The following is a 24,942-nucleotide window of genomic DNA, read 5'->3' on the forward strand; positions in this document are numbered from 1 at the left end:
CCACACCATGCCCTACGCGATCGTCAAGACCGGCGGCAAGCAGTACCGCGTGGAGGAGGGCCAGACCCTCCTCGTCGAGCGCCTGCCCGGAGATGCCGGCTCCACCCTCGACCTCGAGCCCCTGCTCGTGGCGGGCGACGACGCCGCGTTCGGCGACGCCCTCGAGGGCGCCTCGGTGCAGGCCGAGGTCGTCGAGCACGTGCGCGGACCCAAGATCCGCATCTTCAAGTACAAGCCGAAGCGCGGCTACCGGCGCCGGGCGGGTCACCGCCAGGAGCTGACCCGGATCCGCGTCACGAAGATCGCCGCCAAGGCGTAGGAGGGACTGGACCTCATGGCACACAAGAAGGGCCTCGGCTCCTCCCGCAACGGCCGTGACTCGAACGCCAAGCGCCTCGGCGTGAAGGTGTTCGCCGGCCAGACCGTCACCGGCGGCGAGATCATCGTGCGCCAGCGCGGCACCCGCTTCAAGCCGGGCGCCGGCGTGGGCATCGGCAAGGACGACACGCTCTTCGCGCGGGCCGCCGGCACGGTGCAGTTCGTCGAGGGGCGGCGCGGTCGCGTCGTCTCCGTCGAGCCCGCCGCCGCGGCCGAGTAGCACCGCCGTGGAGCCGGTCAAGGTCGCGCGGCTCGTCGGCGCCGGCCGGGCCGCGATCGGGCTCGGCATGCTCGTCGCGCCCAGGCTCGCGGTCGGCACCTGGATCGGCGCGCCCGCCGACACCGTCGGGACCCAGACCGTCGTGCGCGCCTTCGGCGCGCGCGAGCTCCTGCTCGGCTTCCTGCAGTCCCACGTCGCGGCCCAGCCCGGCGTGGGCCGCCGCACCTTCGCGGCGCTCTCGCTGTGCGACCTCGTCGACGCGTCGGTGACGATCGCCGGCCGCAAGCACCTGCCGGCCTCCGGCGTGGCGCTCGTCGGCGTCATGGCGGCGGCCGGCGGCGTCTCGCAGCTCTCGCTCTCGCGGAAGCTGCCGTAGCGCCGTGGCGGGCGGGGGTCTCGAGCCGCGGCGGACCGGACGGCGGATGACGCGCCGCGAGCGCGAGTCGCGCGCCTACGCGCTCGGCATGGTGTCCCTCGGCGCGGGCGGCCTGGCGGTCGTCCTCGTCCTGCTCGCCGTGTTCGGCGTCGTCGGCCTCGGGCCCGGCCTGCTGGCGGCGGTGGTCGCCGCGGGCGCGGGCTACGGCTTCCGGCGCACCGTCGCGTAGCCCGGCCGGCCGCGCGGGGTGCGGCCGCTACGTCGGCTGGGCCGTGGGCCGCACGAGGATCTCGTTGACGTCCACGTGCTTGGGCTGCTGCACCGCGTACATGACGGCGCGGGCGATGTCGTCGGCCTCCAGGGCCCGGATCTGGGGCTTGTCGTCGAAGAAGGGCGTGTCGACCATGCCGGGCTCGATGAGGGTCACGCGGATGCCGGTGTCGTTGAGGTCCTGGCGCGCGGCCTCGCCCATCGCGGTCACGGCGTGCTTCGTGCACGAGTAGAAGGAGCCGGGGAGCGCCCGGCGGCCGGCGACCGAGCTCGTGAGCAGGAGGTGGCCCTCGGTCTCCTTGAGCGCCGGGATGGCGGCGCGGATGGTGTAGGCGGCGCCGAGGACGTTGGTGAGGACCATCGCGCGCCACTCGTCGGGCTCGCCCTCGAGGAAGCCGCGCGCGCCGCCGAAGCCGGCGTTGGCGAAGGCGACGTCGAGGCGGCCGAAGTGCTCGAGGGTCCGGGAGACGAGCGCCTGCTGGTCCTCCCAGCTCGTGACGTCGCAGCGCACCGCGATGGCGCGCTCGTCGCCGCCGAGCTCCTCCGCGAGGGCCTGGAGCTTGTCCTCGCTGCGGGCGCTGAGGACGAGGCGGTGGCCCTCGGCGGCGGCGTGACGGGCGGTCGCGGCGCCGATGCCGGTGCTCGCGCCGGTGATGAGGAAGACGGGGTCGGCCATCCCCCCAACCTACGATGGGGGATGAGGTGCTGTACGACAGAGCGAGAATCTGGGTCCAGGCGGGGGGTGGCGGCAACGGCTGCCTGTCCTTCCGCCGCGAGGCCCACGTCCCGCGAGGCGGGCCCGACGGCGGCGACGGCGGCCACGGCGGGGACGTCGTGCTGGTCTGCGACGACTCGCTGCGCGACCTCCAGACCTTCAAGCGCCGCGCGCACTACAAGGCCGAGCGCGGCCGCCACGGCGAGGGCGCCAAGCGCCACGGCGCCGACGGGGACGACCTGGTCGTCAAGGTCCCGCCGGGCACGGTCGTCGTGCACGAGGACGACGGGACGACGCACGACCTCGTGGTCCCCGGCCAGCAGGCCGTGGTGGCCAAGGGCGGCTCGGGCGGGCGCGGCAACCCGCACTTCCGCAGCGCCACCCGCCAGGCGCCGCGCTTCGCCGAGCGGGGCCTCGACGGCGAGGAGCGCTGGCTGGACCTGCGCCTCAAGCTCCTGGCCGACGTCGGGCTCGTCGGGCTGCCCAACGCCGGCAAGTCCTCGCTGCTGCGCACGATGACCCGCGCGGCGCCGAAGGTCGCCGACTACCCGTTCACGACGCTCGAGCCGGTGCTCGGCACGCTGGACGCCGACGACCGCCAGCTCGTCCTCGCCGACATCCCCGGCCTCATCGAGGGCGCCGCGGGCGGCGCGGGCCTCGGCCACGACTTCCTCGCCCACGTCGAGCGCACGCGGCTGCTCGTCCACGTCCTGGACCTGGCACCGCTGGACGGCAGCGATCCCGAGGAGAACTTCGCGACGATCGAGGCCGAGCTCAAGGCCTACGACGAGCGCCTCGCGTCGCTGCCGCGCATCGTCGCCCTCTCGAAGGCCGACCTCGTGTCCGAGGAGGAGGCCGAGGTCGCCGCGGAGGTCTGGCGCGAGCGCTTCGCCGCCGACCTGCCGGCGCGCGAGGCGTGGGAGCCCGAGGACCCGGACGCCGGCGTCGCGGTCCTCGTCACCTCGAGTGCCACCGGCCTGGGCCTCGACGAGCTCAAGCGCGAGCTGTTCCGCCGCGTGCCCGTCGAGGCGCCGCGCGCGGCGATCCCGGGCACCGAGGACGAGGAGGTCCTGGCCGAGCACCGGGTCTTCCGCCCGGCGCGGGGCCGCGGCTTCCACGTCGAGCCGGTGGAGGAGGGCGTGTGGCGCGTCGAGGGCGAGGCCGTCGAGCGGCTCATCGCCCGTCACGACCTCGAGAACGAGGACGCCCTCGCGCACGTCGAGCACCGCCTGCACCGCATGGGCGTGGTGCGCGCGCTCGAGGCGCAGGGGTTCGAACCGGGCGACGACGTCGAGATCGCCGGGGTCGTCTTCGAGCTCGACCCGGGCTAGAGCGCCTACGATCCGCCGCCGCATGGCCCGCCTCGTCGTCAAGCTCGGCTCGTCGACCGTCGCGCACGACGACGGGACGCTGCGCGCCGACGTCGTGGCGGCGATCTGCGCCGCGGTGGCCGACCGGCGCAAGGCGGGCGACGACGTCGTCATCGTCTCCAGCGGCGCGATCGCCCGGGGGGTCCAGCTGCTGGGCATGGGCGCCCGGCCGCGGGCGATCGAGGACCTCCAGGCCGCCAGCGCCGTCGGGCAGGGCCGCCTCTTCCGCGCCTTCGACGACCTCCTCGAGGGCCGCGGCGTCACCGCCGCGCAGGTCCTCCTGTCCTTCCCCGACCTCGTCTCGCGCGAGCAGTACCTCAACGCCCGCGCCACCCTCAGCCGCCTGCTCGAGCTGGGCGTCGTCCCCGTGGTCAACGAGAACGACACGACCGCGACCGACGAGATCACCTTCGGCGACAACGACTTCCTCGCGGCGCAGGTCTCCATCCTGGTCGGCGCCGACCGCCTCGTCCTGCTCACCTCGACCGACGGCGTCTTCACCGCCGACCCGCGGATCGACCCGTCGGCGCGGATGGTCGAGGAGGTCGACGACCCCGCCGAGCTCGAGGCGCTGCGCATCACCTCGTCGACCTCGACGCTCGGATCGGGCGGCATGCGCTCGAAGGTCACCGCCGCCGAGATGGCGACCGCCGCCGGGATCCCCGCCGTGGTGTGCAACGGCCTGCGGCCCGACGCGCTGCCGCGGGCGCTGGCCGGCGAGCCCGAGGGCACGCGCTTCGCCGCCCGCGACCTCGGCATCTCCTCGTTCAAGCTCTGGCTGCGCTACGCCAAGCCCTCGCACGGCGAGCTCGTCGTCGACGAGGGCGCGGCGCGGGCGCTGCGCGAGGGCGGCACGTCGCTGCTGCCCGTCGGCATCGTCGAGGTCCGCGGGGACTTCAGCGCCGGGGACGCGGTCGACGTCCGCGACGGGGGAGGGGTGCTCGGCAAGGGGATCGTCTCGCTCGACGCCGCCGAGCTGCGCGCCGTCGCCGGCCTGCGCACGGACGCGCTGCGGGCGAAGCTGCCCAAGGCGGCGGAGGAAGCGGTGCATCGGGACTACTTCGTCCTGGTGTGACGTCCCCGGAGGTCCGAGCTCGACGGTGTGACGTCCCCCGCAGGTCCGGGCTCGAGAGGACCGAAGGCGAAACGGGAGCGAAGCGGTCACCGTCATCGCACTACGCTTCGGCCATGGCCACGACCGCCGTCTCCATCCCCGACCTCTGCCGCGCGGCCAAGGACGCGTCGCGTGCGCTGGTCACGCTGGACCGGGCCGAGAAGGACGCGGCGCTGCACGCGATCGCCGACGCGCTCGAGGCGCGGATGGGCGACGTGCTCGAGGCCAACGCGCGCGACATGGAGGCCGGCCGCGAGGCCGGGCTGTCGGACGCGCTGCTCGACCGCCTGCGCCTCGACGAGGGCCGCGTGCGCGCGATCGCCGACGGCGCCCGCCAGGTCGCCGCGCTGGCCGACCCGGTCGGCGAGTCGATCATGGGCGGCCTGCTGGCCAACGGCCTCCAGGTCGACAAGGTCCGGGTCCCGCTCGGCGTGGTCGCCGTCGTCTACGAGGCGCGGCCGAACGTCACGATCGACGCGGCCGCGCTGTGCCTGAAGAGCGGCAACGCGATCGTCCTGCGCGGCTCGTCGAGCGCCACGCACTCCAACGCGATCCTCGTCGAGGTCGCCGCCGAGCACGCCCCGGTGCCGGGCGCCGTCCAGCTCGTCGCCGGCGGCGGTCGCGAGGAGCTCGCGGAGCTCGCCACCCAGGACGGCCTGGTGGACCTGATCATCCCTCGCGGGGGCGACGGGCTGAAGAAGGCGCTCGAGGGCGTCGCGACCGTCCCGGTGATCTTCGCCGCCGCCGGCAACTGCCACGTCTACGTCGACGCGGCGGCCGACCTCGAGGCCGCGCTGGCCATCACGCTCAACGCCAAGACCCAGCGCCCGGGCGTGTGCAACGCCGCCGAGACGCTCCTGGTCCACAGCGACGTCGCGCCCGAGTTCCTGCCGCGCGCGCTGCGCGCCCTGCACGAGGCCGGCGTCGAGCTGCGCGTCGACGGCCGCACCCGCACGCTCGCCGGCGACGTCCCGGTCCTCGACGCCACCGAGGAGGACTGGGACACCGAGTACCTCGCGCTGACGCTCGCCGTCGCGGTGGTGGACTCCGTCGAGGAGGCGATGGCCCACATCGGCCGCCACGGCTCCGGCCACTCCGAGGCGATCGTCACCGACGACGTCCGCGCGGCTCGGGCCTTCGAGCGCGGCGTCGACGCGGCCTGCGTCTACGTCAACGCCTCGACGCGCTTCACCGACGGCGGCGAGTTCGGCATGGGCGCCGAGATCGGCAACTCGACGCAGAAGCTCCACGCCCGCGGGCCGATCGGCCTGCGCGAGCTGTGCACGTTCAAGTACGTCGTGCGCGGCGACGGGCACGTCCGCACCTAGGCCCCGGACCGCGACCTCGTGGCGCACGTCGGGCTGCTCGGCGGGACCTTCAACCCTCCGCACGTCGGCCACCTCATCTGCGCCCAGGAGGCGCTCGAGCAGCTGGAGCTGGACCGCGTCGTCCTCGTGCCCGTGCACACGCCGCCGCACAAGGAGGTCCTGGACGACCCGGGCCCGGAGCTGCGCCTGGAGCTCTGCCGGCGGGCGACGGAGGGCGACGAGCGGCTGGGCGTGTCCGACGCCGAGGTCCTGCGCGGGGGGCCGTCCTACACGGTCGATACCTTGCGCGCGATCCATGCTGCGGATCCGGGGGACAGCCTGACGTTCATCGTCGGGGGCGACGTGGCCCACGGCCTCCCGAGCTGGCGCGAGCCGGCGGAGGTCCTGCGGCTCGCGCGCCTCGCGGTCGCTGAGCGATCGGGTGTGCGGCGCGCCGACATCGCCGAGCGGGTCGCCACCGTCCCCGGGGGCGCGGAGCGCGTCGTGTTCTTCGACATGCCGCGGGTGGACCTCTCGTCGTCGCTCGTGCGGCGGCATGCGGCGGCCGGACGGTCGATCCGCTACCTCGTGCCCGACGCGGTCGCCGCCTGCGTGCAGCAGCACGGCCTCTACGCTGGGACCAACCCATGACGGAAGGACACGACCACGTGCCGCAGACCGCCCCCCGTCCCGTCGACGCCGGTGACGCCCTCGAGGCGTCGGGCCTGAGCCCCGAGGACCTCCTGCAGGTCATCGCGCGCGCCGCCGCGGACAAGAAGGCGATCGACCCCGTCGCGCTCGACCTGCGCGGCGTCTCGGGCTACACGGACTTCTTCCTGGTCTGCTCGGGCGGCACCGACCGCCAGACCAAGGCGATCCACGACGGCATCCACCAGGCCCTCAAGGACGACCACCGCCTGCTGCCCCGCCGCGTGGAGGGCATCGGCGAGGCGCGCTGGATCCTCATGGACTACCTGGACGTCGTCGTCCACGTCTTCACGCCCGACGTGCGCGACTTCTACCGGCTCGAGCAGCTGTGGGGCGACGTCCCGCGGATCGCGCTCGACCTCGGCATCCCCGAGTAGTCCCGCCGGCCGGCCGGACGGTCGACCTCCGGTTCGCCGGAGGTCGATCGGTGAGCCATCGCACGGTCCGGGGCGGCGCGGCGGCGCGACACTGGACGCATGACCGCCACCGCCTCCGCCGAACGCCAGAGCCTCACCCTGCGGATCGTCCGCACGTGGCTGCCGGTGGTCGTCGTGGCGGCCGGCATCGCCGTGATGGCCTTCCGCGGCTTCGACGACGTCGGCCTCGAGGGCGGGGCCGGGATCATCGGCGCCGGCCTGTCGGTGTGGCTGCTCAACCAGCTGCACCGCATCGGCGTCGACGGCGACGCCGAGCGCTACGAGGAGGACGCGGCGCGCGACTTCTTCGACCGCCACGGGCGCTGGCCCGACGAGCCGCAGGCCGCCCGCGGCTGAGCCCGGAGAACGACGAAGGCCGCCTGGATCAGGCGGCCTTCGTGCTTCCAGTGGAGCTGAGGGGGCTCGAACCCCTGACCTTCGCGCTGCCAGCGCGACGCTCTCCCAGCTGAGCTACAGCCCCAAGTGGGTGTGCATCCGCCATCCTAACACCGGTCCGCTGGTTGTTCTTCGCCGCCCCAGGTCGCAGATGGACCTGCCGCACGCCTGCGATGTCCGATGCGGCAAGCGCGAAGCAGCGGTCGAGCGCGCCGCAGTACACCGCGAGGACGTCGATCTCGTCAGCCGTGTAGGTCGTGCTCACGTAGCCCCGCGGCGTGTGGCGGCTCGTGGAGGTCCGGACGACGATCACGTCGTCGAGCAGCCGCCCCCACTTGCACTGCACGCGGAGCAGATGTGGCCCCGTGTCGATGACCAGGTCATAGCGTCGGCCTTCGTTGTCCGGCCGTAGCACGACCCAGCCATGGCGGACCGCTTCGGCGGCGATCTCCGCCTCGGCCAGGGCCCCCTTCGCGTTCCTGGTCAGCTCCTCCACGACGAGGCGAACGCTAGTTCGCCTGTCGGACGGACCCGAACGACTAGCGCGAACCCGGGATGAACTCGGGGACGTCGAGGTCGTCGCCGCCGCTGCGCGGACGCCGGCGGCGCCGGGGCGGCTCCTCCGAGAACCCCGCCGCCGCCTGGGCGAGGAGGGCGTCGGCCTCCGGGTCCCCGGTCGAGGTGGGGGCGGCCGGGGAGGGCTGCGTGCGCGCGGCGCGGTCGCGGTCGCGGTCGCGCGGCGGGGCGGCCGCCGCAGCGGAGGGGACGGGCCGGGCGCGGTGGGCGGCCGGGGCACCCTCGACCTGCGGCGTGGCGTCCTGCAGGCTCCCGACGAGGCGGCGATGCGCGACGCCCACGTCCTGGAGCAGGCGCTCGGCGTTGCGGCGCAGGGAGGTGGCGAGGTCGCTGAGGTCGCCCGAGAGGGCCTCGCCGTCGCGCTTGACGTCGCGGGCGACGGCGTGGGCCTCGAGGAGCACGTCGCGCGCGTCCTGCTGGGCGCGACGGCGGATGGCCAGCGCCTCCTCCTCGGCCTGGCCGAGGGTGCGGGCGTGGTGGGCGTCGGCCTCCGCGCGCACGCGCGCGGCCTCCTCGTGGATCGCCTGGACCGCCGCGGTGGCCTCCTGCTGGAGGCGGGCCGCCTCGGCCTGCGCGGCGGCGAGCACCTCGTGCGCCTCGGCCTCGGCGGCGTCGACGCGCATCTGGGCGGCGCGGGTCGCCTCGGCGATGCGCTCGTCGGCGCGCTGCTCGGTCTCGGCACGCAGCTGCTCGGCCGCCCGCTCGGCGGCCTCGACGATCGCGGCGACGCGCTCGCTGGCGATCTGGACGTCGGACGGACGTGGCTGCTCCGCCATGGACCGTCACACGGTAGCCACGCGGGCGGAAGGTCCTGCAAGCACGCACCCGACCTAGACTGCGGCGCAGACCATGGAGCAGCGCTACGACCCGAAGCAGATCGAGCCCCGCTGGCAGCAGGTGTGGGCCGACGAGCGCACGTGGGAGGTCTCCAACGAGGCCGTCGACGGCGATTCGTCCTACGTGCTCGTGATGCTCCCGTACCCGAGCGGCGAGCCGCACATCGGGCACCTGAAGGTCTACTCGGTCGGCGACGCGGTCGCCCACTTCCATCGCCGCACCGGCCGGCGCGTGCTGCAGCCGATGGGCTACGACGCCTTCGGCCTGCCCGCCGAGAACCACGCGATCAAGACGGGCCAGCACCCGCGCGACTCGACGGCGGCGGCCATCGCGTCCTTCCGCCGGCAGTTCCGCGAGTGGGGGATCTCGATCGACTGGTCGCGCGAGGTGGCGACCCACGAGCCCGAGTACTACCGCTGGACGCAGTGGATCTTCCTGCAGCTCTTCGAGCGCGGCCTGGCCTACCGCAAGGAGGCGGCGGTCAACTGGTGCCCCAACGACGCGACGGTGCTCGCCAACGAGCAGGTCGTCGACGGGCGCTGCGAGCGATGCGGCCACGAGGTGGAGGTCCGCCAGCTCGAGCAGTGGTTCTTCCGCATCACCGACTACGCCGACCGGCTGCTGGACGACCTCGAGACGATCGAGTGGCCCGAGCACGTCAAGACGATGCAGCGCAACTGGATCGGCCGCTCGGAGGGCGCGGAGGTCGTCTTCCGCTGCGACGACCTGGCCATCGACTACCCGGTCTTCACGACGCGCCCGGACACGCTCTTCGGCGCGACGTCCTTCGTCATGGCGCCCGAGCACCCGGACATCGAGCGCCTGGCGGCGGGGACGGGCCAGGAGGACGAGGTCCGCCGCTACGTCAACCACGCGCTGACCACCGACAAGGAGGAGCGCGGCTCGGCCGAGAAGCCGAAGACCGGCGTCTTCCTCGGCCGCTACGTCACCAACCCGGTCAACGGCGAGCGCCTGCCGATGTACGTCGCCGACTACGTGCTCATGGAGTACGGCACCGGAGCGATCATGGCGGTGCCGGGCCACGACGAGCGCGACTTCGCCTTCGCGCAGGCCTACGACCTGCCGGTCAAGCGCGTGATCGAGAGCCCGTCCGGCGAGGGCGACGAGCTGCCCTACACCGGGGACGGCACGCTGACGAACTCCCATCCCGACTTCGACGGGCTGCCCAACCGCGAGGCGCTGAGCAGGATCGTCGACTGGCTGGACCGCGAGGGCAAGGGCCACTCGTCCATCAACTACCGCCTGCGCGACTGGCTGCTGTCGCGCCAGCGCTACTGGGGCTGCCCGATCCCGATCGTGCACTGCGAGCGCTGCGGGACGGTCCCGGTGCCCGAGGACCAGCTCCCGGTCGTGCTGCCCGACATCGAGGACTACGCGCCCAAGGGCCGTTCGCCGCTGGCCGCGGCGGAGGACTGGGTGCGCACGCCGTGCCCGTCGTGCGGCGCCGGCGCCCGGCGCGAGACCGACACGATGGACACCTTCGTCGACTCGTCCTGGTACTTCCTGCGCTACTGCGACGCGCGCAACGACCAGGCGGCGTGGGACAAGGACGCGGTCGGCCGGTGGATGCCGGTGGACCAGTACATCGGCGGCGTGGAGCACGCGATCCTGCACCTGCTCTACGCGCGGTTCTTCGTCAAGGCGCTCGCCGACATGGGCCACCTCGACGTGCAGGAGCCCTTCGCGCGGCTCTTCACGCAGGGGATGGTGACCAAGGACGGCGCGAAGATGTCCAAGTCGCGCGGCAACGTCGTCTCGCCGGGCGAGATCGTCGAGCGCTACGGCGCGGACACCGCCCGCTGCTACATCCTGTTCATCGGCCCGCCCGACCAGGACGCCGACTGGAACGAGTCGGGCGTCGAGGGCATGCACCGGTTCCTGTCGCGCCTGTGGCGGACGTCCATGGCGGCGGCCTCCGACCTGCCCGACGAGCCGCTGCCCGGCGACGGCACGCTGGGCGAGGACGGGCTGCGCCTGGTGCGCAAGGCGCACTGGGCCATCGAGAAGGTCACGAACGACATGGCCGGGCGCTTCGCGTTCAACACCGCGATCTCGGCGGTCATGGAGCTGCTCAACGAGGTCGGCGTCGAGCGGCGCGGCGCGGCCGAGCCGGGCGCGGTGCGCTTCGCGCTGAGCACGGCGGCGTCGCTCGTCTTCCCGTTCGCCCCGCACGTCGCCGCCGACGCCTACCACGCGCTGACGGGCCGCCGGGTGTGGGAGGAGCCGTGGCCGGCCGCCGACGACCGCTACCTCGTCAGCGACACGTTCGAGCTCGTCGTGCAGGTCAACGGCAAGGTCCGCGACCGCGTCCAGGCGCCCACCGACGCCGACAAGGACGCGCTGCTCGAGCTGGCGCGCGTGCAGCCCAACGTCGTCGCGCACGTCGACGGCAAGGACGTGGTCAAGGAGATCGTCGTCCCGGGCAAGCTCGTCAACATCGTCGTCCGCGGCTAGTGCCCGAGCAGCCGCCGTACGTCGCCGTCGTCGGCCCGAGCCGCTGCACGCCCGAGCAGGCCGCGGCCGCGGAGGAGGTCGGCGCCGGGATCGCCGCGGCCGGCGGCGTGCTGGTGAGCGGCGGGGGCCCCGGCGTCATGGAGGCGGCGTGCCGCGGCGCGCGGTCGCGGCGCGGCGTGACGCTCGGGCTGCTGCCCGGCCTCGACCGCCGCGAGGCCAACGGCTGGGTGACCGTGGCGGTGCCCACCGGGCTGGGCGAGCTGCGCAACGGCCTCGTCGTGCGAGCCGCGGACGTCGTCGTGGCGGTCGGCGCCTCCGCGGGGACGCTGTCGGAGATGGCGCTCGCCGTCGGGACGGGGGTGCCGCTCGTCGGTCTGGGCTCCTACGAGCTCGAGGGCGTCGAGCCGGTCGGCGACGCCGCGGCGGCGGTGGCGCGGGCGCTCGAGCTCGCACGCACGCGCGTGGCCTCCGCCTGACCGGCGCACTTCCGGCACAGACCGCGCGCGACGCGTGACGGGCGCGCTCCTACGTTCCAGCGGTGACCTCGCTGTCGCGCTCGGAGCTCGCCGCCTACGCCCTATGCGCGGTCGTGGTGGCCCTCCTGGGCGTGCGGGCGCTGCGGGCGCCGACGGCCACGCCCACGGGGGACGCGGTGACGCGGACGGCGTCCTCCTCGCCGGCTGGCGCGGGCGCCTCGTCGTCGACGGCGGGTGACGGTGCGAGCGGCGGCGTGGCGGTGGAGCAGGACCGTGGCCGGCCGGCCGTCGTCCACGTCGTCGGCGCGGTCCGTCGTCCCGGGCTCTACCGCCTTCCCGCGGGGGCGCGGGTGGCCGACGCGGTCGAGGAGGCCGGCGGCGCGACCGGTCGCGCCGAGCTCACCGGCCTGAACCTCGCCGCGAAGGTCGCCGACGCGCAGCAGGTCGTGGTGCCGGAGCGCGGGGCGGCGAGCGCAGCGACGCCGGCGAGCGGCGGCGCGCCGGCGGGGCGGACGGCCGGTGCGGTGGCCGGGGGCGCGGCGGAGCAGCCCCTCGACCTCAACACGGCGACCGCGGAGCAGCTCGACACGCTCGACGGCGTCGGCCCCGCCACCGCGGCGAAGATCCTCGAGGCCCGCCAGGCACAGGGTGGCTTCCGCTCGGTCGACGACCTCGCGCGGATCCCCGGCATCGGTCCCAAGCGGCTCGCCGCGATCCGCGCCCGGGTCCGCGTGTGACGGGCGCCGACGCGCTGGCGCGTCCCACCTGGCGCCAGGCCGTGGCGGCGCGACCGCGGCACGTGGTGCTCGCCGCGCTCGTCCTCGGCCTGCTCACCGGCCCGCACGTCGACGGGGCCGCGCTGGCGCTCGTCGCGCTCGCCGCCGGTGCCCTCCTGGTCGCGCAGCGCCTCGTCGCGATGCCCGCCGCCGCCGCGCTGGCGGTGCTCGCCGTCGTGGGGGCAGGCGCGCTGGCGCAGGCGCGGGTCGCCGCCCTCGACCGCCACACCCTCGGCGCGTCCATCGGCCGGACGGTGGAGGCGACCGCGGTCCTCGCCGGCGCGCCGCGGCCCGACGCCGAGGGCGGTGGGACGCACGCGACCGCCACGCTGCGCGTCGCGAGCGGCGGACGCGGGACGGTGCTCCTGCGCTTCCCGGCCTGGGCGCCGTCGCCTGAGCGCCGCACCGGACGCGAGCTCGCGGTCTCCGGGCGGCTCGTGCCGCCCGATCGCGGGGCGCTCGCGGTCCGCGCGCACGCGACGCTGCGCGTCGACACCCCCCGGGCGACGGGCGGGCGGCGCAACGGCCTGGCGGGCGTCGTCGACGGCGTCCGCGACCGCGGCATGGCCGCGCTCGCCCACGGCCTGCCCGCCGCCGACGGGGCGCTCCTGCAGGGCATGGTGCTCGGCCAGGACGGCGACGTGCCAGAGACGCTCGAGGAGGACCTGCGGGCGGCCGGCCTGGCGCACCTCACCGCCGCCTCCGGGTCCAACGTCCTGCTGCTCGCGGCGCTCGTCATGGCGGTCGGCGCGCTGCTGGGCCTCCCGATCCGGCCGCGGCTGGTGGTCGTGCTCGGGCTCATCGCGCTCTACGTCCCCCTCGCCGGCGCCGGTCCCTCGATCCAGCGGGCGGGCGTCATGGGGGCGGCCGGCCTCGTGGCGACGCTCGCGAGCCGGCCCGGGGACCGGGCCCACGCCGTCCTGCTGGCGGCCGCCGTGACCCTCGGCCTCGAGCCCCGGGCCAGTGGCGACCCGGGGTGGCAGATGAGCTTCGCCGCGGTGGTGGCGCTCGCGCTCCTCGCCGGCCCGGTGAGCCGCGCGCTGCGGCGCCGCCGGCTGCCGCGCGCCGTGGCCGAGGCGACCGCCGTCGCGCTCGTCGCGACCCTGGCCACCGCGCCCCTCGCCGCGGCGCACTTCGGCCGGACCTCCGCCTTCGCCGTGCCCGCCAACGTCGCGGTCGCGCCGGTCGTCGCGCCCGTGATGTGGCTCGGCATGACGAGCGCGGCGGCCGCCCAGGCGCTGCCCGCCGGCGCCGCGACGCTCCCGGCGCAGGCCGCCGCGCCGCTCGTCGCCTACGTGCGCTGGGTGGGGGAGGCGACGGCGCGGCGCAGGGGCGCGGAGGTCGACGCGCCCGCGTGGCTCGTGGCCCTCACCGGTGCGGCGCTGCTGGTCCCGCTCGCCGCCCTCGCCCGGCGCGACGCGCACGAGCGCCGCCGCGCGGAGCAGGCCCGCGACGCGGCGCGCGGCGGCGTCCTGCTGGACCCCGTCGGCCCGCCACCGCGTCGCCTGCGCCCGGCCACCCGCCGCGCCCTCGCCGTCGTCACCGGGGCAGCGCTCGCCGCGACGTGGCTCACCGTCCTGCGCCCGCCGGCCCGCGCGGCGCCGCCGGCCGACGGGGTCCTGCGGCTCACCTTCCTCGACGTCGGCCAGGGCGACGCGACCCTGGTCCAGGCCGGCGACGCCGCGGTGCTCGTGGACGCCGGCCCGGCCGGTGCGCCGATCGTCGCCGCGCTGCGCCGCGCGGGCGTGGAGCGCCTGGACGCGCTCGTCGTCTCCCACGACGCCGCCGACCACCTCGGCGGCGCCCCGGCGGTCCTCCACGCGTTCCCGACGGCGCTGCTGCTCGACGGCCGCGACGCCGACCGCTCGCCCGCGGCCGCCGCGCTCGACGGCCCGCTGGCGGCGCGCGGCACGCGCGTGCTCGGCGCCCACGCCGGCCAGGTCCTGCGGGCCGGCCCGCTGCGCCTGCGCGTCCTGTGGCCGCCGCCCGCGCCGCACACGGCCACGGACCCGGTGGCCGCCGACGACCCCAACGACCGTGCCGTCGTCCTCGAGGTCGCCGCGGGCACGACGACCGCGCTCCTGCCCGCCGACGCCGAGTCCGACCAGCTCCTCGCTGCCCCGCTGGAGGACGTCGACGTCCTCAAGGTCAGCCACCACGGCAGCGCCGACACCGGCCTGGCCGCGGTCCTGCACCGCACGACGCCGGAGGTGGCGGTCGTCTCCGCGGGGCGCCCGAACCCCTACGGCCACCCGGCGCCGAGCACGCTGGCGACGCTCGCCCAGGCGGTCTCGCGGACCGCCAGGACCGACGACGACGGGACGATCGTGGTCGAGGGCCGACGTGGTGGCTTGCACGTCGGCGGCCCACCCTAGACTCGGGTTGCAGATGGCCGGCTGGCACTGCGCGTACCTCGTCCACGGCGACGACCACGGCCGCATCGCGGAGCGCCGCGCCAGCCTCCGGGCCAAGGCGGAGGCCGAGAGCGGCGTCGGCGGCCTCGAGCTCCTCGAGGGCGACGCGTCGAGCCCCGAGGCCGCGGCGGCCGCCCTCAACGCGATGACGTTCGCCACCGGCCGGCGGTTCATCGTCGTCGACGGCGTCCAGGAGTGGAAGGACAAGGACGTCACGGCGCACCTCGTCCCCGCGCTCAAGGACCCGCCGCCGGAGACGACCATCGCGTTCTTCGGCCGCGAGGACGGGCGCAAGAAGGTCCCCGCCGCGCTCGAGAAGGCCGTGAAGGCCGCCGGCGGCGTGGTGGGCCACGAGCAGCAGCGCAAGGCCAAGGACCTGCCGCGCTGGGCGATCGGCGAGGCCCAGCGGCTCGGCATCGAGCTCGAGTCCTCCGCGGCCCAGGCGCTCGTCGCCCAGGTCGGCGACCGCCAGCAGCGCCTCCTGCGCGAGCTCGAGAAGCTCGCGCTCGAGCACGGGCCCGGCGCCCGCCTGGGCGCCGAGGAGGTCGAGGCCGTCGCCGCGCCGTCGGCCGAGCGCCAGGTCTGGGGCTTCGTGGACGCGCTCGTCGCCCGCAACCACCCGGCCGCGCTGCGCGCGTTCCTCGACCTGCGCGAGCAGGGCGAGGCCCTGCCGCGCCTCATCCCGCTCATGGCCCGCCGCATCCGCGAGGTCCTCCAGATCGCCCTGCGCCTCGAGGCCGGCGAGTCGCCCGCGCAGGTCAAGGCCTCGATGAAGGGCAGCCCCTGGATGGTCGACCGGCGCATCAAGGAGGCGCGCGCCTCGGACGCGGATGCGCTGCGCACCGCGCTCGAGGCGCTCGCCGCCCTGGAGCTCGACACCCGCGGGCAGAGCGCGCTGGACGAGGAGACCAGCGCCGTGCGCGTCATCGCCAGGATCGCCGCGTAGCCGTGCTCGACCACCACGACCTCGCGCCGGTCCTCCAGGCCATCGGCGTCGCCGAGGCGGCCGAGGAGGTCCTCGACGTCGGCGCGCTGGCCACGGAGCTCGACGCCGAGCTGGCCGAGCTCAGCGGCCGGCTGGAGGCCGTGCGCGCCTGGGGCCTCGCGCTGCCCGGCGAGTACGGCCTGCCGCCGCTGCTGCTGCGCGCCGGCCGCCAGTACCTCGCCCGCCACGGCGCCGTGACGCCCGCCGTCCTGGACTTCCTCCCGGGGACGGTCGACGACCTCGACGCCCGGGCCGCGCTGCTGCAGGCCGGCACGAACCTCATCGACGCCTTCCGCGCCGCGATCCTCGACGGCCGCGCCGTCGAGCACGCCACGACGCTCGTGCCCCGCGCCTTCGCGCCGGCGGTCGACGAGCCGCTCGCGCTCGACCTCTTCGCCGCCGCCGTCGCGCTCCTCGCGCGCCTGGCCGGCGGTGAGCCGGCCGGCTGCGTGGCCGAGGAGGTCCTCGCCGTCGCGCTGGTGGAGGAGGCCGAGGCCGTCCTCGACGCCCGGCTGGCGGCCGGCGAGCTCGAGGAGCCCGAGGCCGACGCCGCGACCTCCGAGGTCCGCGGCCTGTTCGACCTCCTGCAGGAGACCGACGTCCTGGACCTCTTCGACATGGGCGAGCCCGCCGACGCCGCGGTCGCCAGCGCGACCACGACCGACACGGTGGTCGACCAGCGCCTCGAGGCGTGGTTCGCGCCCTTCCCGTGGGCGGCGCAGACCGGCCACCTGCGCCCGCACCCGACGGACGCGACCTAGGAACGACGAAGCGCCCGCGGGGCGGGCGCTCGGGACGGCGGTGGCCTCCGCGAGGAGGCCGGGGAGGCTAGGCCTTGGGACCGGCGATGACCCGCGCGGCGCGGGCCTTCTTGCGGGCACCGGTGTTGCGGTGCAGCGCGCCGCGCTTGACGGCCTTGTCGATCGTCGACACGAGCTCGCGGTGCTCGGTGGTGGCGGCGTCCGTGGCCCCCTCGCCGACCGCGGCCTCCAGACGGCGGAAGCGCGTCTTGATCGCGGAGGTGTAGCGGCGGTTCTCGAGGCGCTCGCGCTCGTTGCGCAGGATGCGCTTCTTCTGGGAGTGGATGTTCGCCATGAGCGGCCCGGAAGGGTAGCAAGCGCCCGTGCGCGCAGGCCCGCGGCGTCCGCTGCCGCCTAGCATGCCCGCGCGTGGACGACCGCGGCGACCGCACGGCGCAGCAGGACGCGCCTGGCGCCGACCGCGTCCAGGCCACCCGTCCGGCTGCCCGCGGGGTGGCCCGCAACACCGCCATCTTCTCGGCGCTGACCGCCGTCAGCCGCGTCGCCGGTCTCGCGCGCGAGATCCTCGCCTCGGCGTTCTTCGGCACCTCGGCGGGGTTCAGCGCCTTCACGCTGGCGTTCAACATCCCGAACACCGTCCGCGCGCTCTTCGCCGACTCGGCCCTGAGCGCCGCCTTCGTCCCGGTCTTCACCGAGCTCATCGAGGAGGACCGCCGCAAGGAGGCCTTCCGCCTGGCCAGCACGCTCGCGCTGCTGATGCTCGGCGTGCTCGGGGCGCTGACGGTCCTCTTCGTCATCACCGCGAACCTCGTCGTCCCGCTGCTCGTGGGCGGCGGAGGCTCGGACTTCGAGGAGCTCGTCGTCGGGCTCAGCCAGGTGCTGTTCCCGATCGTCGTGCTGCTCGCGGTCAACGGGCTCGCGGTCGGGATCCTCAACGCCCACGACCACTTCACCGTCCCGGCGCTCAGCCCGGTCGTGTGGAACGTCGTGATCGTCGTCTTCCTCGTCGGCGGCCACGTCACCCTCGACGGCGACGCCGAGCTCTACGCCTACGCCGTGGGCATCGTCGCGGGCACCGCGGCGCAGCTCGCCATGGCGCTGCCGGTCCTGCGGCAGGTCGGCTTCAAGCTCACCTTCCAGGTCGATCTGCGCGACCCGCGGGTCCGTCAGGTCCTGGTGCTCATGCTGCCGGTGACGATCGGCCTCGGCCTGATCAACGTCAACCTGCTGATCAACTCCATCCTCGGCAAGCTCGTCTCCGAGGAGGCGCCCCGGGCCATCGACGCGGCGTTCCGCATCTACATGCTGCCGCAGGGGATCTTCAGCGTCGCGATCGCCACCGTCCTGTTCCCGGCGCTCAGCCGCCTCGCCGTCCGTCGCGACCTCGCCGGCCTGCGCGACCTGCTGGGCAGCGGCATGCGCCAGATCCTCCTGACGCTCGTCCCCGCGGCCGTGTTCAGCGTCTGCCTGGCCGAGCCGATCACGCGGCTGGTCTACGAGCGCGGGGCGTTCGACGCCGACTCGACCGAGCAGGTCGCCGAGGCGCTGCTGTGGTTCAGCCTCTCGCTGCCCCTCAGCGGCATCAACCTCCTGCTCACGCGCACGTTCTTCAGCCTCCAGCAGCCCTGGGTCACCGCCGGGCTGAGCGCGCTGAACCTCGGCGTGAACGTCGCGGTCTCCGTCGCGCTCTACGAGCCGTTCGGCATCGCCGGGATCGTCGTGGGCACGACGGTGGCCAACGTCGTCATGGCGGTCGCCCAGGCCCGCAAGCTGCGGCCGCTGCTCGAGGGCCGGCTCGACTTCTGGGAGACGTTCCTCACCGGCCTGCGGGTGCTCGTCGCATCGCTCGCCGCGTTCGGCATCGCCGCGTTCATGGTCTGGTACTGGCTCGACGACCTCCTGGGCCGAGCGCTCCTCGCCCAGCTGCTGAGCATGGGCTTCGCGCTGGGCGTCGGCATCGCGCTCTACGGCGCGTTCGTCCAGGCCCTCGGCGTGCGCGAGGCCGAGCAGGTGCGCCGGCTCGTCGCCGGACGCCTCGGCCGCCGCCCTCGCGCGCGCTAGACCGGCGCCGCGGTGGAGGCGTCGACGTCCACGGGCCGGCCCTCGGCGTCGCGCGCGACGTAGTGGATGGTCTGCGCGACGATCCGGCCGTCGCGCACGACGTAGGAGTCGGCGCCGTGGCGGATCTCGCAGTCCGAGCCCGCGTGGGCCCGCCAGGCCATGTAGGCGACGTCGCCGTCGCACACCACGTCCGAGCACTCGTAGCCCTCCGCCGAGGACCAGCGGTCCAGGGCGCGGGCCTGCTCGCGCACGCCGTCGTGACCGCGCCACACGCCCGTGACGGTCAGGACCGCGATGTCCGGGTCGACGTTGCGCTCGAGGTCCTCCTCGAGCCGTCCCGCTGCTCGCAGGCGCAGGTGGTCCTCGACCACCTCGCGCGTCGAGCGGGACATGAGGTCCTGCTGCGATCTGCGCATGACGCCGCGGCTACCCGAGGGACACCGCGCCATGCGGCGCCGCCCGTGCGACGAACGGTGCGCCGCTCAACCACCTGTCCAGTCTGCCGATGCGGACCTCAGTGGATCCGAGGCTCGCGATCTGCACGGACGTCGCGGCGGCCTGCCAGGCCGCCGTCGACGTGCTGACGGCCGCCGACCGCGGCCTGCTGCCCAGCGCCTACGTCGCGCGTGGCCCGCGCCTGCGCTGCCTCGCCGCCCACGGCTACTGGCAGGTGCGCGACGGGATCCCGGCCGGCAACGGCATCCTCGGCCGGACCTTCGAGCGCGGGACCGAGCACGTCCTGCGCGACGTCCGCCACTGCGCCGACTACATCGCGGCCGGCGACGGCGTCGTCGCCGAGGTCTGCATCCCCCTGCGCCACCAGGGCCGCGTCGTCGGCGTGCTCAACGTCGAGGCGCGCCGTCCCCTCGACCCCGACGACGTCGAGCTCGTCCGCGGGGTCGCGGTCGCGCTCGAGCGCCGCATCACCCAGCTCGGCGGCCCGCCCGCCGAGTCGCTGGCCCAGCGCCTCGCGCGCCACACCGTCCGCCTCGCCGCGGTCGAGGGGGAGAGGAAGCTCCGCGGCGCCGTGCTCGACGCGGCGCACGACCTGCTGCCCGCCGACAGCGCCGCGCTCGTGCTGCGCTCCGCCACGGGCCACCTCGGCGTCGTGGCGGCCCACGGGCCGCTCAGCGACGTCCTGCGCACGGCCGGCCAGGAGGCGCTGCGCGGCATCGCGGCCTGGACCGCGACCGGCGCCTCCTGCTACACGGTCGCCGAGCCGGGTGAGGAGCTCGGCGCCGGCATGGGCGTCCTGCGCAGCCGCGGCGTCGGGTCGCTGGCCGCGTTCGCCGCCCACGCCGGGGCCATCGACGCGATCCTCCTCGTCGCCGACCGCGGCCACGTCACGCCGTCGCCCGAGGAGGTCGAGGTGCTCGAGCTCCTGGCGGTCCATGCGGCCAGCTGCCTGCGCTCCGCGCGCGCGACGCGTGACCTCCAGCGCGCCGCGTCCACCGACGCGCTCACCGGCCTCGGCCACCACGCGGCCTTCCAGGACGCGCTCGCGGCCGCCCAGGCCCGCGGCGACGTCGCGGTCCTCGCCATCGACGTCGACGGCTTCAAGGGCTACAACGACGCCCACGGCCACCCGGCCGGCGACGCCCTGCTCGTCGAGCTCGCCACGATCCTGCGCGCGGTGCTGCGCACGGGCGACGCCGTCTTCCGGGTCGGCGGCGACGAGTTCGCCGCGCTCCTGCGCACCGACGGCGCCTCGGGCGCCGCCCTGCTGGCCGCCCAGCGCCTGCACGAGGCCGTCGCGGCGGCCGGGCTGCCGGTGACGCTGTCGGTCGGCGTGGCCGAGCCGCGTCCCGGCGAGACCGCCGCCGACGCGATCGCGCGGGCCGACGCGGCCCTGTACCGCGTCAAGCGCGCGGGCCGCGACGGCGTGGGCGGGGACCTCGCGCTGGCCGCACGCTGAGCCACGGGCCGCGGGCTCTACCCTTCGCCGTCCTCGTGGCCGACCAGAGCCGGATCCGCAACTTCTGCATCATCGCCCACATCGACCACGGCAAGTCGACGCTGGCCGACCGCATCCTCGAGATGACCCAGACCGTCGACCCGCGGCTGATGCGTGCCCAGCTGCTGGACTCGATGGACCTCGAGCGCGAGCGCGGGATCACCATCAAGTCGCAGGCGGTCCGCGTGTACTTCACGGCGCGCGACGGCCAGACCTACCAGTTCCACCTCATCGACACGCCCGGCCACGTCGACTTCACCTACGAGGTCTCGCGGTCGCTGGCGGCGTGCGAGGGCGCGCTGCTGGTCGTCGACGCCTCGCAGGGCGTCGAGGCCCAGACGGTCGCCAACACCTACCTCGCGGTCGACGCGGGGCTCGAGCTCATCCCGTGCCTCAACAAGCTCGACCTGCCGGGCGCCGAGCCCGAGCGCGTGGCGGGCGAGGTCTCCGAGCTCATCGGCGACGACCCCGAGGACATCGTGCGCATCTCCGGCAAGACGGGGGAGGGCGTGCTCGAGGTCCTCGAGCGCCTCGTCGAGCGCGTGCCGCCGCCGGAGGGCGACCCGGACGCGCCGCCGCGGGCGCTGATCTTCGACTCCGAGTTCGACCAGTACCGCGGCGTCGTCGCCTACATCCGCGTGGTCGACGGGACGTTCACCAAGGGCGACGCCATCCGCGCGATGGCCGCCGGCACCGAGGCCGACATCGACGACATCGGCTTCTTCACGCCGACGATGACGAGCGCCGACACGCTCGGACCGGGGGAGGTCGGCTACCTCATCACCGGCCTGAAGGACGTCACGCAGCTGCGCGTCGGCGACACGCTGACCCTGCGGCGCAACGGGGCGACGGAGCCGCTGCCGGGCTACCAGGACGTCAAGCCGATGGTGTTCTGCGGCCTGTTCCCGATCGAGTCCGACCGCTACCCGGACCTCCGCGACGCGCTCGAGAAGCTCTCGCTCAACGACGCGGCGCTCACGTGGGAGCCCGAGACGAGCGACGCGCTGGGCTTCGGCTTCCGCTGCGGCTTCCTCGGCCTGCTGCACATGGACATCGTCCGCGAGCGCCTGGAGCGCGAGTACGACCTCGAGCTCATGGCGACGATGCCGTCGGTCGGCTTCGAGGTGACGACGACCGCGGGCGAGGAGCTCGAGATCCACTCGCCGTCGGACTACCCCGACCCGCAGAAGATCGCCGAGGTCCGCGAGCCCTACGTGCGCATCAGCGTCCTGACGCCCAAGGAGTTCGTCGGGACCGTCATGGAGCTCTGCCAGGAGAAGCGCGGCGAGCACCACGGCATGCAGTACCTCTCCGAGGACCGCATCCAGCTGACCTACGACGTCCCGCTCGGCGAGATCGTCCTGGACTTCTTCGACCAGCTGAAGTCCCGCACCCGCGGCTACGCGTCGCTGGACTACGAGGTGACGGGGATGCGGCCGTCGAACCTCGTGAAGCTCGACGTCCTGCTCGCCGGCGACCCGGTGGACGCGCTCTCGATGCTCGTCCACAAGGACAAGGCCTACCCCATCGGCCGCCAGCTGGCCGAGAAGCTCCGGGCCAAGATCCCGCGCCAGCAGTACGACGTCCCCATCCAGGCGGCGATCGGCGCGAACATCGTCGCGCGCGAGACGGTCAAGGCCTTCCGCAAGGACGTGACCGCCAAGTGCTACGGCGGCGACATCTCCCGCAAGCGCAAGCTCCTCGAGCGCCAGAAGGAGGGCAAGAAGCGCATGAAGCAGGTCGGGCGCATCGAGGTCCCGCAGGAGGCGTTCCTCGCGGTGCTCGAGCTGGGCGACGACAAGTAGCGCCTAGCGGCGGCTCCAGGCGTCGAGGTCCAGCAGGATCGGCGCGAGCTCGCGCCCGTCCTCCGTCAGGCCGTAGGCCCCGGCACGCTGCTCGACGATGCCGCCCTCGGCCAGGTCCTTCAGCCGCTGGGCGAGGACGGAGGTGGAGACCTCGTCGCAGCGGCGTCGCAGCTCCGCGTAGGGCAGGGGCGCGTCGCGCAGCTCCCACAGGACGCGCAGGGCCCAGCGACGGCCCAGGAGCTCCAGCAGGTCGTTGATCGGGTGCTTGTGCTTCGAATTCAGAAGTGCCAGGGTAGCGGCCATGACGCCGCGCCTCCAGCCCCTCGAGCCGCCCTACGACGCGCCGGTCGCCGAGGACCTGCGCCGGCTCATGGGCGCCGCCGAGCTCCCGCCGCTCGCGCTCTTCCGGACCATCGCCCACCACCCGCAGCTCCTCGGGCGCTTCCGGCAGATCGGCAGCTCGCTGCTGTCGTTCGGGACGCTCGACGCCGCCGACCGCGAGACCGTCATCCACCGCACGACGGCGCGCTGCGGGGCGGCGTACGAGTGGGGCGTTCACGCGCGGCTCTTCGCACAGCCGCTCGGGCTGGGCGAGGACTGGCTTGCTGCGACCTGGGCCGGGGAGGCGGACGACCCCGCGTTCAGCCCGCGCCAGCGGCGGCTCGTGGCGCTCGTCGACGAGCTCCACGACACGGGCACCGTCACCGACGCGACCTGGTCGGCCCTGGCCGCGGACCACGACGCGGCGGCGCTCGTCGAGCTCGTCTGCCTCGTCGGCTTCTACCACCTGGTCTCGTTCTGCTGCGGGGCGTTCGGCGTCGAGGGCGAGCCGTGGGCGGTCGCCCCGCCCGCCTAGGCTGCGGCCCATGGACCTGGGCATCGCCGGCAAGACCGCCGTCGTGACCGGCGCGAGCGCCGGGATCGGGCTCGAGACCGCGCGGCGGCTCGCCGCCGAGGGCGCGCACGTCGTGCTCGTCGGCCGTCGGGAGGAGCGGGTCCGGGCGGCGGCCGCGGAGGTCGGAGGCGTCGCGGTCGCGGCGGACGTCGTCGACCCGGCGGCGCTCGACGCCATCGCCGCGGCGGCGGGCGACGCCGTCGACGTGCTCGTCAACAACGCCGGCACGTCGTACGCCAAGCCGCTGGACGCGCTGACCGACGACGAGTGGCACGCGCAGTACGACCTCCATGTCGTCGCGCCGATGCGGCTGATGAAGGCGTGGTGTCCCGGCATGGCCGCACGGGGCTGGGGGCGGGTCGTGAACGTCTGCTCCTCGGCGGGCAAGCGCCCGTCGCTGACGAACGCCGCGTACTCCGTCACCAAGGCCGCGCAGCTGTCGCTCTCGCGCGTCTTCGCCGACAGCTACGCCGCCGACGGCGTGCTGGTCAACGCCGTCGCCCCGGGCGCCACCGCCTCGCCGCTGTGGGTCGCCGAGGGCGGCCTGGCCGACCAGACCGCGAAGGCGCGCGGGATCTCCCGGGAGGAGGCGCTCGAGGTGCAGGAGGCCAAGGTCCCGCTCGGGCGCTTCGCCGACCCCGGCGAGGTCGCCGACGTGGTCGCCTTCCTGTGCTCCGAGCGCGCGTCGACGGTCACGGGCGCGGCGTGGTCGGTCGACGGCGGCACCGTCGCGACGATCGTCTGACGCGCCAGTAGGGTCGCGCCCATGATCGCCCTGGTGACCGGCGCGTCGAGCGGGATCGGCGAGGCCACCGCGCGCAAGCTCGCGCGCGAGCGCGGCGCCCACGTCGTCCTCGTCGCCCGGCGCGAGGACCGGCTGCGCACGCTCGCGGCCGAGCTCGGCAAGGCCACCGTCCTGGCGGTCGACCTGCTGGAGGACGAGGCGCCGGCGCGCATCCTGCAGGCCGTCGAGGCCGAGCACGGGCGGCTCGACCTGCTGGTCAACAACGCGGGCGCGGCGTGGCGCGGGCGCTTCGGCGACCCCGAGCACGGGTGGGCGAACGTCGAGCGCCACATGCGGCTGAACTTCGACGCGCAGGTGCGGCTGACCGAGGCGCTGCTGCCGCTGCTGCGCCGCAGCGCGCCGAGCTCGATCGTGAACGTCGCGAGCACCGCCGGCCGGGTCTCGCGGGCCAACTCCGGCGCGTACTCCGCGTCGAAGTTCGCCCTGGCGGGGTGGACGGACGCGCTGCACCTCGAGGAGCTCGCGCACGGCGTCCACGTCGGTCTGGTCCTGCCGGGCTTCGTGGCCACGGAGGGCTTCCCGCAGCGCGAGCTCGTCGACAACCCCAGGACGCGCTGGATGGTCTCGACGCCGGACAAGGTCGCCGACGCGATCCTCGAGGCGGGCCCGGGCGGCAAGGCCGAGCGCTACGTGCCGCGGGCCTACGGGCTGGTCGCCGCGGCGCGGGTCCTCATGCCGCGCGTCGTGCGCAAGGCGACGGGTGGCGGCGGGGCGATGACCCCGGCCACCGGCGCGAAGTAGGGCCAGCCGCACTGGCGAGCACCCGCGCAGCGCTCTAGCCTGCGCGGCGGATGCAGCTCCTCGCCGCCACGTCCTGACCTCGGCCGCGCCCCGCTTCGGGGACGCGCGGCC

Annotated in this window: 27 protein-coding genes, 1 tRNA gene and 1 pseudogene; 22 read left to right on the forward strand and 7 right to left on the reverse strand. The window is 75.0% G+C overall.

Features of this window, described 5'->3' with window-relative positions; genetic code table 11:
- Positions 1 to 7: 7 nt before the first annotated feature.
- The 4 genes from rplU to JUB12_RS00835 are packed head-to-tail and all read left to right on the forward strand — an operon-like array spanning position 8 to position 1,203.
- Positions 8 to 319, forward strand: coding sequence for a 50S ribosomal protein L21 (gene rplU, locus JUB12_RS00820; protein WP_205697724.1), 312 nt, complete (start codon positions 8 to 10; stop codon positions 317 to 319).
- Between the two features lie 15 nt (positions 320 to 334).
- Positions 335 to 598, forward strand: a complete 264-nt coding sequence (rpmA, locus tag JUB12_RS00825; RefSeq protein WP_205697725.1) for a 50S ribosomal protein L27 — start codon at positions 335 to 337, stop codon at positions 596 to 598.
- A gap of 7 nt (positions 599 to 605) precedes the next feature.
- On the forward strand, positions 606 to 974 hold the full coding sequence (locus tag JUB12_RS00830; protein ID WP_205697726.1) for a hypothetical protein: 369 nt from the start codon (positions 606 to 608) through the stop codon (positions 972 to 974).
- Positions 975 to 1,020: 46 nt separating this feature from the next.
- Positions 1,021 to 1,203: a hypothetical protein gene (locus JUB12_RS00835; RefSeq protein ID WP_205697727.1), complete on the forward strand. Its 183-nt coding sequence runs from the start codon at positions 1,021 to 1,023 to the stop codon at positions 1,201 to 1,203.
- 27 nt (positions 1,204 to 1,230) lie between these two features.
- Here JUB12_RS00835 and JUB12_RS00840 read toward each other — a convergent pair whose 3' ends face one another.
- Positions 1,231 to 1,920 (reverse strand): SDR family oxidoreductase, encoded by a 690-nt coding sequence (locus tag JUB12_RS00840; protein ID WP_205697728.1) that lies wholly within the window; start codon positions 1,918 to 1,920, stop codon positions 1,231 to 1,233.
- Positions 1,921 to 1,946: 26 nt separating this feature from the next.
- Between JUB12_RS00840 and obgE the strand changes: the two genes are divergently transcribed.
- The 6 genes from obgE (at position 1,947) to JUB12_RS00870 (ending at position 7,231) form a co-directional block, all read left to right on the forward strand.
- Entirely contained in the window at positions 1,947 to 3,290 is a 1,344-nt protein-coding gene (obgE, locus tag JUB12_RS00845) for a GTPase ObgE (RefSeq protein WP_205697729.1), read from the forward strand.
- A 22-nt stretch (positions 3,291 to 3,312) separates the two neighbouring features.
- Entirely contained in the window at positions 3,313 to 4,404 is a 1,092-nt protein-coding gene (gene proB, locus JUB12_RS00850) for a glutamate 5-kinase (RefSeq protein WP_205697730.1), read from the forward strand.
- Positions 4,401 to 5,771, forward strand: coding sequence for a glutamate-5-semialdehyde dehydrogenase (locus tag JUB12_RS00855; protein ID WP_256436569.1), 1,371 nt, complete (start codon positions 4,401 to 4,403; stop codon positions 5,769 to 5,771). Before proB ends, JUB12_RS00855 begins: the two co-directional genes overlap by 4 nt.
- A gap of 18 nt (positions 5,772 to 5,789) precedes the next feature.
- Positions 5,790 to 6,401 carry a nicotinate-nucleotide adenylyltransferase gene (gene nadD / locus JUB12_RS00860; protein ID WP_205697732.1) on the forward strand — a complete coding sequence of 204 codons (612 nt, stop codon included), beginning with the start codon at positions 5,790 to 5,792 and terminating at the stop codon, positions 6,399 to 6,401.
- Entirely contained in the window at positions 6,398 to 6,835 is a 438-nt protein-coding gene (rsfS, locus tag JUB12_RS00865) for a ribosome silencing factor (RefSeq protein WP_205697733.1), read from the forward strand. Before nadD ends, rsfS begins: the two co-directional genes overlap by 4 nt.
- A gap of 99 nt (positions 6,836 to 6,934) precedes the next feature.
- The gene (locus tag JUB12_RS00870) at positions 6,935 to 7,231 is read left to right on the forward strand and encodes a hypothetical protein (RefSeq protein WP_205697734.1); all 297 of its coding nucleotides are present in this window, start codon (positions 6,935 to 6,937) and stop codon (positions 7,229 to 7,231) included.
- A gap of 51 nt (positions 7,232 to 7,282) precedes the next feature.
- Here the strand turns inward: JUB12_RS00870 and JUB12_RS00875 are convergent.
- From JUB12_RS00875 to JUB12_RS21915, 3 genes and pseudogenes are all read right to left on the reverse strand, one after another.
- Positions 7,283 to 7,355 (reverse strand) — tRNA-Ala (locus JUB12_RS00875).
- Between the two features lie 18 nt (positions 7,356 to 7,373).
- Positions 7,374 to 7,766: pseudogene (locus tag JUB12_RS22300) on the reverse strand (group I intron-associated PD-(D/E)XK endonuclease); the annotation flags it as partial.
- Between the two features lie 43 nt (positions 7,767 to 7,809).
- On the reverse strand, positions 7,810 to 8,622 hold the full coding sequence (locus tag JUB12_RS21915; protein WP_241004374.1) for a hypothetical protein: 813 nt from the start codon (positions 8,620 to 8,622) through the stop codon (positions 7,810 to 7,812).
- Positions 8,623 to 8,695: 73 nt separating this feature from the next.
- Between JUB12_RS21915 and leuS the strand changes: the two genes are divergently transcribed.
- The 6 genes from leuS (at position 8,696) to JUB12_RS00910 (ending at position 16,570) form a co-directional block, all read left to right on the forward strand.
- Positions 8,696 to 11,158: a leucine--tRNA ligase gene (gene leuS / locus JUB12_RS00885; protein ID WP_205697735.1), complete on the forward strand. Its 2,463-nt coding sequence runs from the start codon at positions 8,696 to 8,698 to the stop codon at positions 11,156 to 11,158.
- Positions 11,158 to 11,634 carry a hypothetical protein gene (locus JUB12_RS00890; RefSeq protein WP_205697736.1) on the forward strand — a complete coding sequence of 159 codons (477 nt, stop codon included), beginning with the start codon at positions 11,158 to 11,160 and terminating at the stop codon, positions 11,632 to 11,634. The genes leuS and JUB12_RS00890 overlap by 1 nt, the downstream gene beginning before the upstream one ends.
- A gap of 62 nt (positions 11,635 to 11,696) precedes the next feature.
- Complete coding sequence (locus tag JUB12_RS00895) at positions 11,697 to 12,371, forward strand: ComEA family DNA-binding protein (protein ID WP_205697737.1); 675 nt, start codon at positions 11,697 to 11,699, stop codon at positions 12,369 to 12,371.
- Positions 12,368 to 14,785, forward strand: coding sequence for a ComEC/Rec2 family competence protein (locus tag JUB12_RS00900; protein WP_205697738.1), 2,418 nt, complete (start codon positions 12,368 to 12,370; stop codon positions 14,783 to 14,785). Before JUB12_RS00895 ends, JUB12_RS00900 begins: the two co-directional genes overlap by 4 nt.
- 13 nt (positions 14,786 to 14,798) lie before the next feature.
- A complete protein-coding gene (holA, locus tag JUB12_RS00905) occupies positions 14,799 to 15,770 on the forward strand; it encodes a DNA polymerase III subunit delta (protein ID WP_205697739.1) in 972 nt (323 codons plus the stop codon).
- Between the two features lie 2 nt (positions 15,771 to 15,772).
- Positions 15,773 to 16,570, forward strand: a complete 798-nt coding sequence (locus JUB12_RS00910; protein WP_205697740.1) for a hypothetical protein — start codon at positions 15,773 to 15,775, stop codon at positions 16,568 to 16,570.
- A 67-nt stretch (positions 16,571 to 16,637) separates the two neighbouring features.
- Here JUB12_RS00910 and rpsT read toward each other — a convergent pair whose 3' ends face one another.
- Positions 16,638 to 16,904, reverse strand: coding sequence for a 30S ribosomal protein S20 (rpsT, locus tag JUB12_RS00915; RefSeq protein ID WP_205697741.1), 267 nt, complete (start codon positions 16,902 to 16,904; stop codon positions 16,638 to 16,640).
- A 74-nt stretch (positions 16,905 to 16,978) separates the two neighbouring features.
- Between rpsT and murJ the strand changes: the two genes are divergently transcribed.
- Positions 16,979 to 18,631, forward strand: a complete 1,653-nt coding sequence (murJ, locus tag JUB12_RS00920; protein ID WP_205697742.1) for a murein biosynthesis integral membrane protein MurJ — start codon at positions 16,979 to 16,981, stop codon at positions 18,629 to 18,631.
- Here the strand turns inward: murJ and JUB12_RS00925 are convergent.
- Positions 18,628 to 19,047 (reverse strand): nuclear transport factor 2 family protein, encoded by a 420-nt coding sequence (locus tag JUB12_RS00925; protein ID WP_205697743.1) that lies wholly within the window; start codon positions 19,045 to 19,047, stop codon positions 18,628 to 18,630. The genes murJ and JUB12_RS00925 overlap by 4 nt on opposite strands.
- 101 nt (positions 19,048 to 19,148) lie before the next feature.
- On the opposite strand from JUB12_RS00925, the gene JUB12_RS00930 reads away from it, so the two are divergent.
- Positions 19,149 to 20,546, forward strand: a complete 1,398-nt coding sequence (locus tag JUB12_RS00930) for a diguanylate cyclase (RefSeq protein WP_205697744.1) — start codon at positions 19,149 to 19,151, stop codon at positions 20,544 to 20,546.
- Positions 20,547 to 20,581: 35 nt separating this feature from the next.
- Entirely contained in the window at positions 20,582 to 22,390 is a 1,809-nt protein-coding gene (gene lepA, locus JUB12_RS00935) for a translation elongation factor 4 (RefSeq protein WP_205697745.1), read from the forward strand.
- 3 nt (positions 22,391 to 22,393) lie between these two features.
- On the opposite strand, the gene JUB12_RS00940 is transcribed toward lepA, so the two are convergent.
- A complete protein-coding gene (locus tag JUB12_RS00940) occupies positions 22,394 to 22,693 on the reverse strand; it encodes a helix-turn-helix domain-containing protein (RefSeq protein WP_205697746.1) in 300 nt (99 codons plus the stop codon).
- Between JUB12_RS00940 and JUB12_RS00945 the strand changes: the two genes are divergently transcribed.
- The 3 genes from JUB12_RS00945 to JUB12_RS00955 are packed head-to-tail and all read left to right on the forward strand — an operon-like array spanning position 22,692 to position 24,831.
- Entirely contained in the window at positions 22,692 to 23,246 is a 555-nt protein-coding gene (locus tag JUB12_RS00945) for a carboxymuconolactone decarboxylase family protein (protein WP_205697747.1), read from the forward strand. The genes JUB12_RS00940 and JUB12_RS00945 overlap by 2 nt on opposite strands.
- 10 nt (positions 23,247 to 23,256) lie before the next feature.
- The gene (locus JUB12_RS00950; RefSeq protein ID WP_205697748.1) at positions 23,257 to 24,030 is read left to right on the forward strand and encodes an SDR family NAD(P)-dependent oxidoreductase; all 774 of its coding nucleotides are present in this window, start codon (positions 23,257 to 23,259) and stop codon (positions 24,028 to 24,030) included.
- Positions 24,031 to 24,051: 21 nt separating this feature from the next.
- On the forward strand, positions 24,052 to 24,831 hold the full coding sequence (locus JUB12_RS00955; RefSeq protein ID WP_205697749.1) for an SDR family oxidoreductase: 780 nt from the start codon (positions 24,052 to 24,054) through the stop codon (positions 24,829 to 24,831).
- Positions 24,832 to 24,942 lie beyond the last annotated feature (111 nt).

The organism is Conexibacter sp. SYSU D00693, from assembly GCF_017084525.1.
Classification (GTDB): Bacteria; Actinomycetota; Thermoleophilia; order Solirubrobacterales; family Solirubrobacteraceae; genus Baekduia.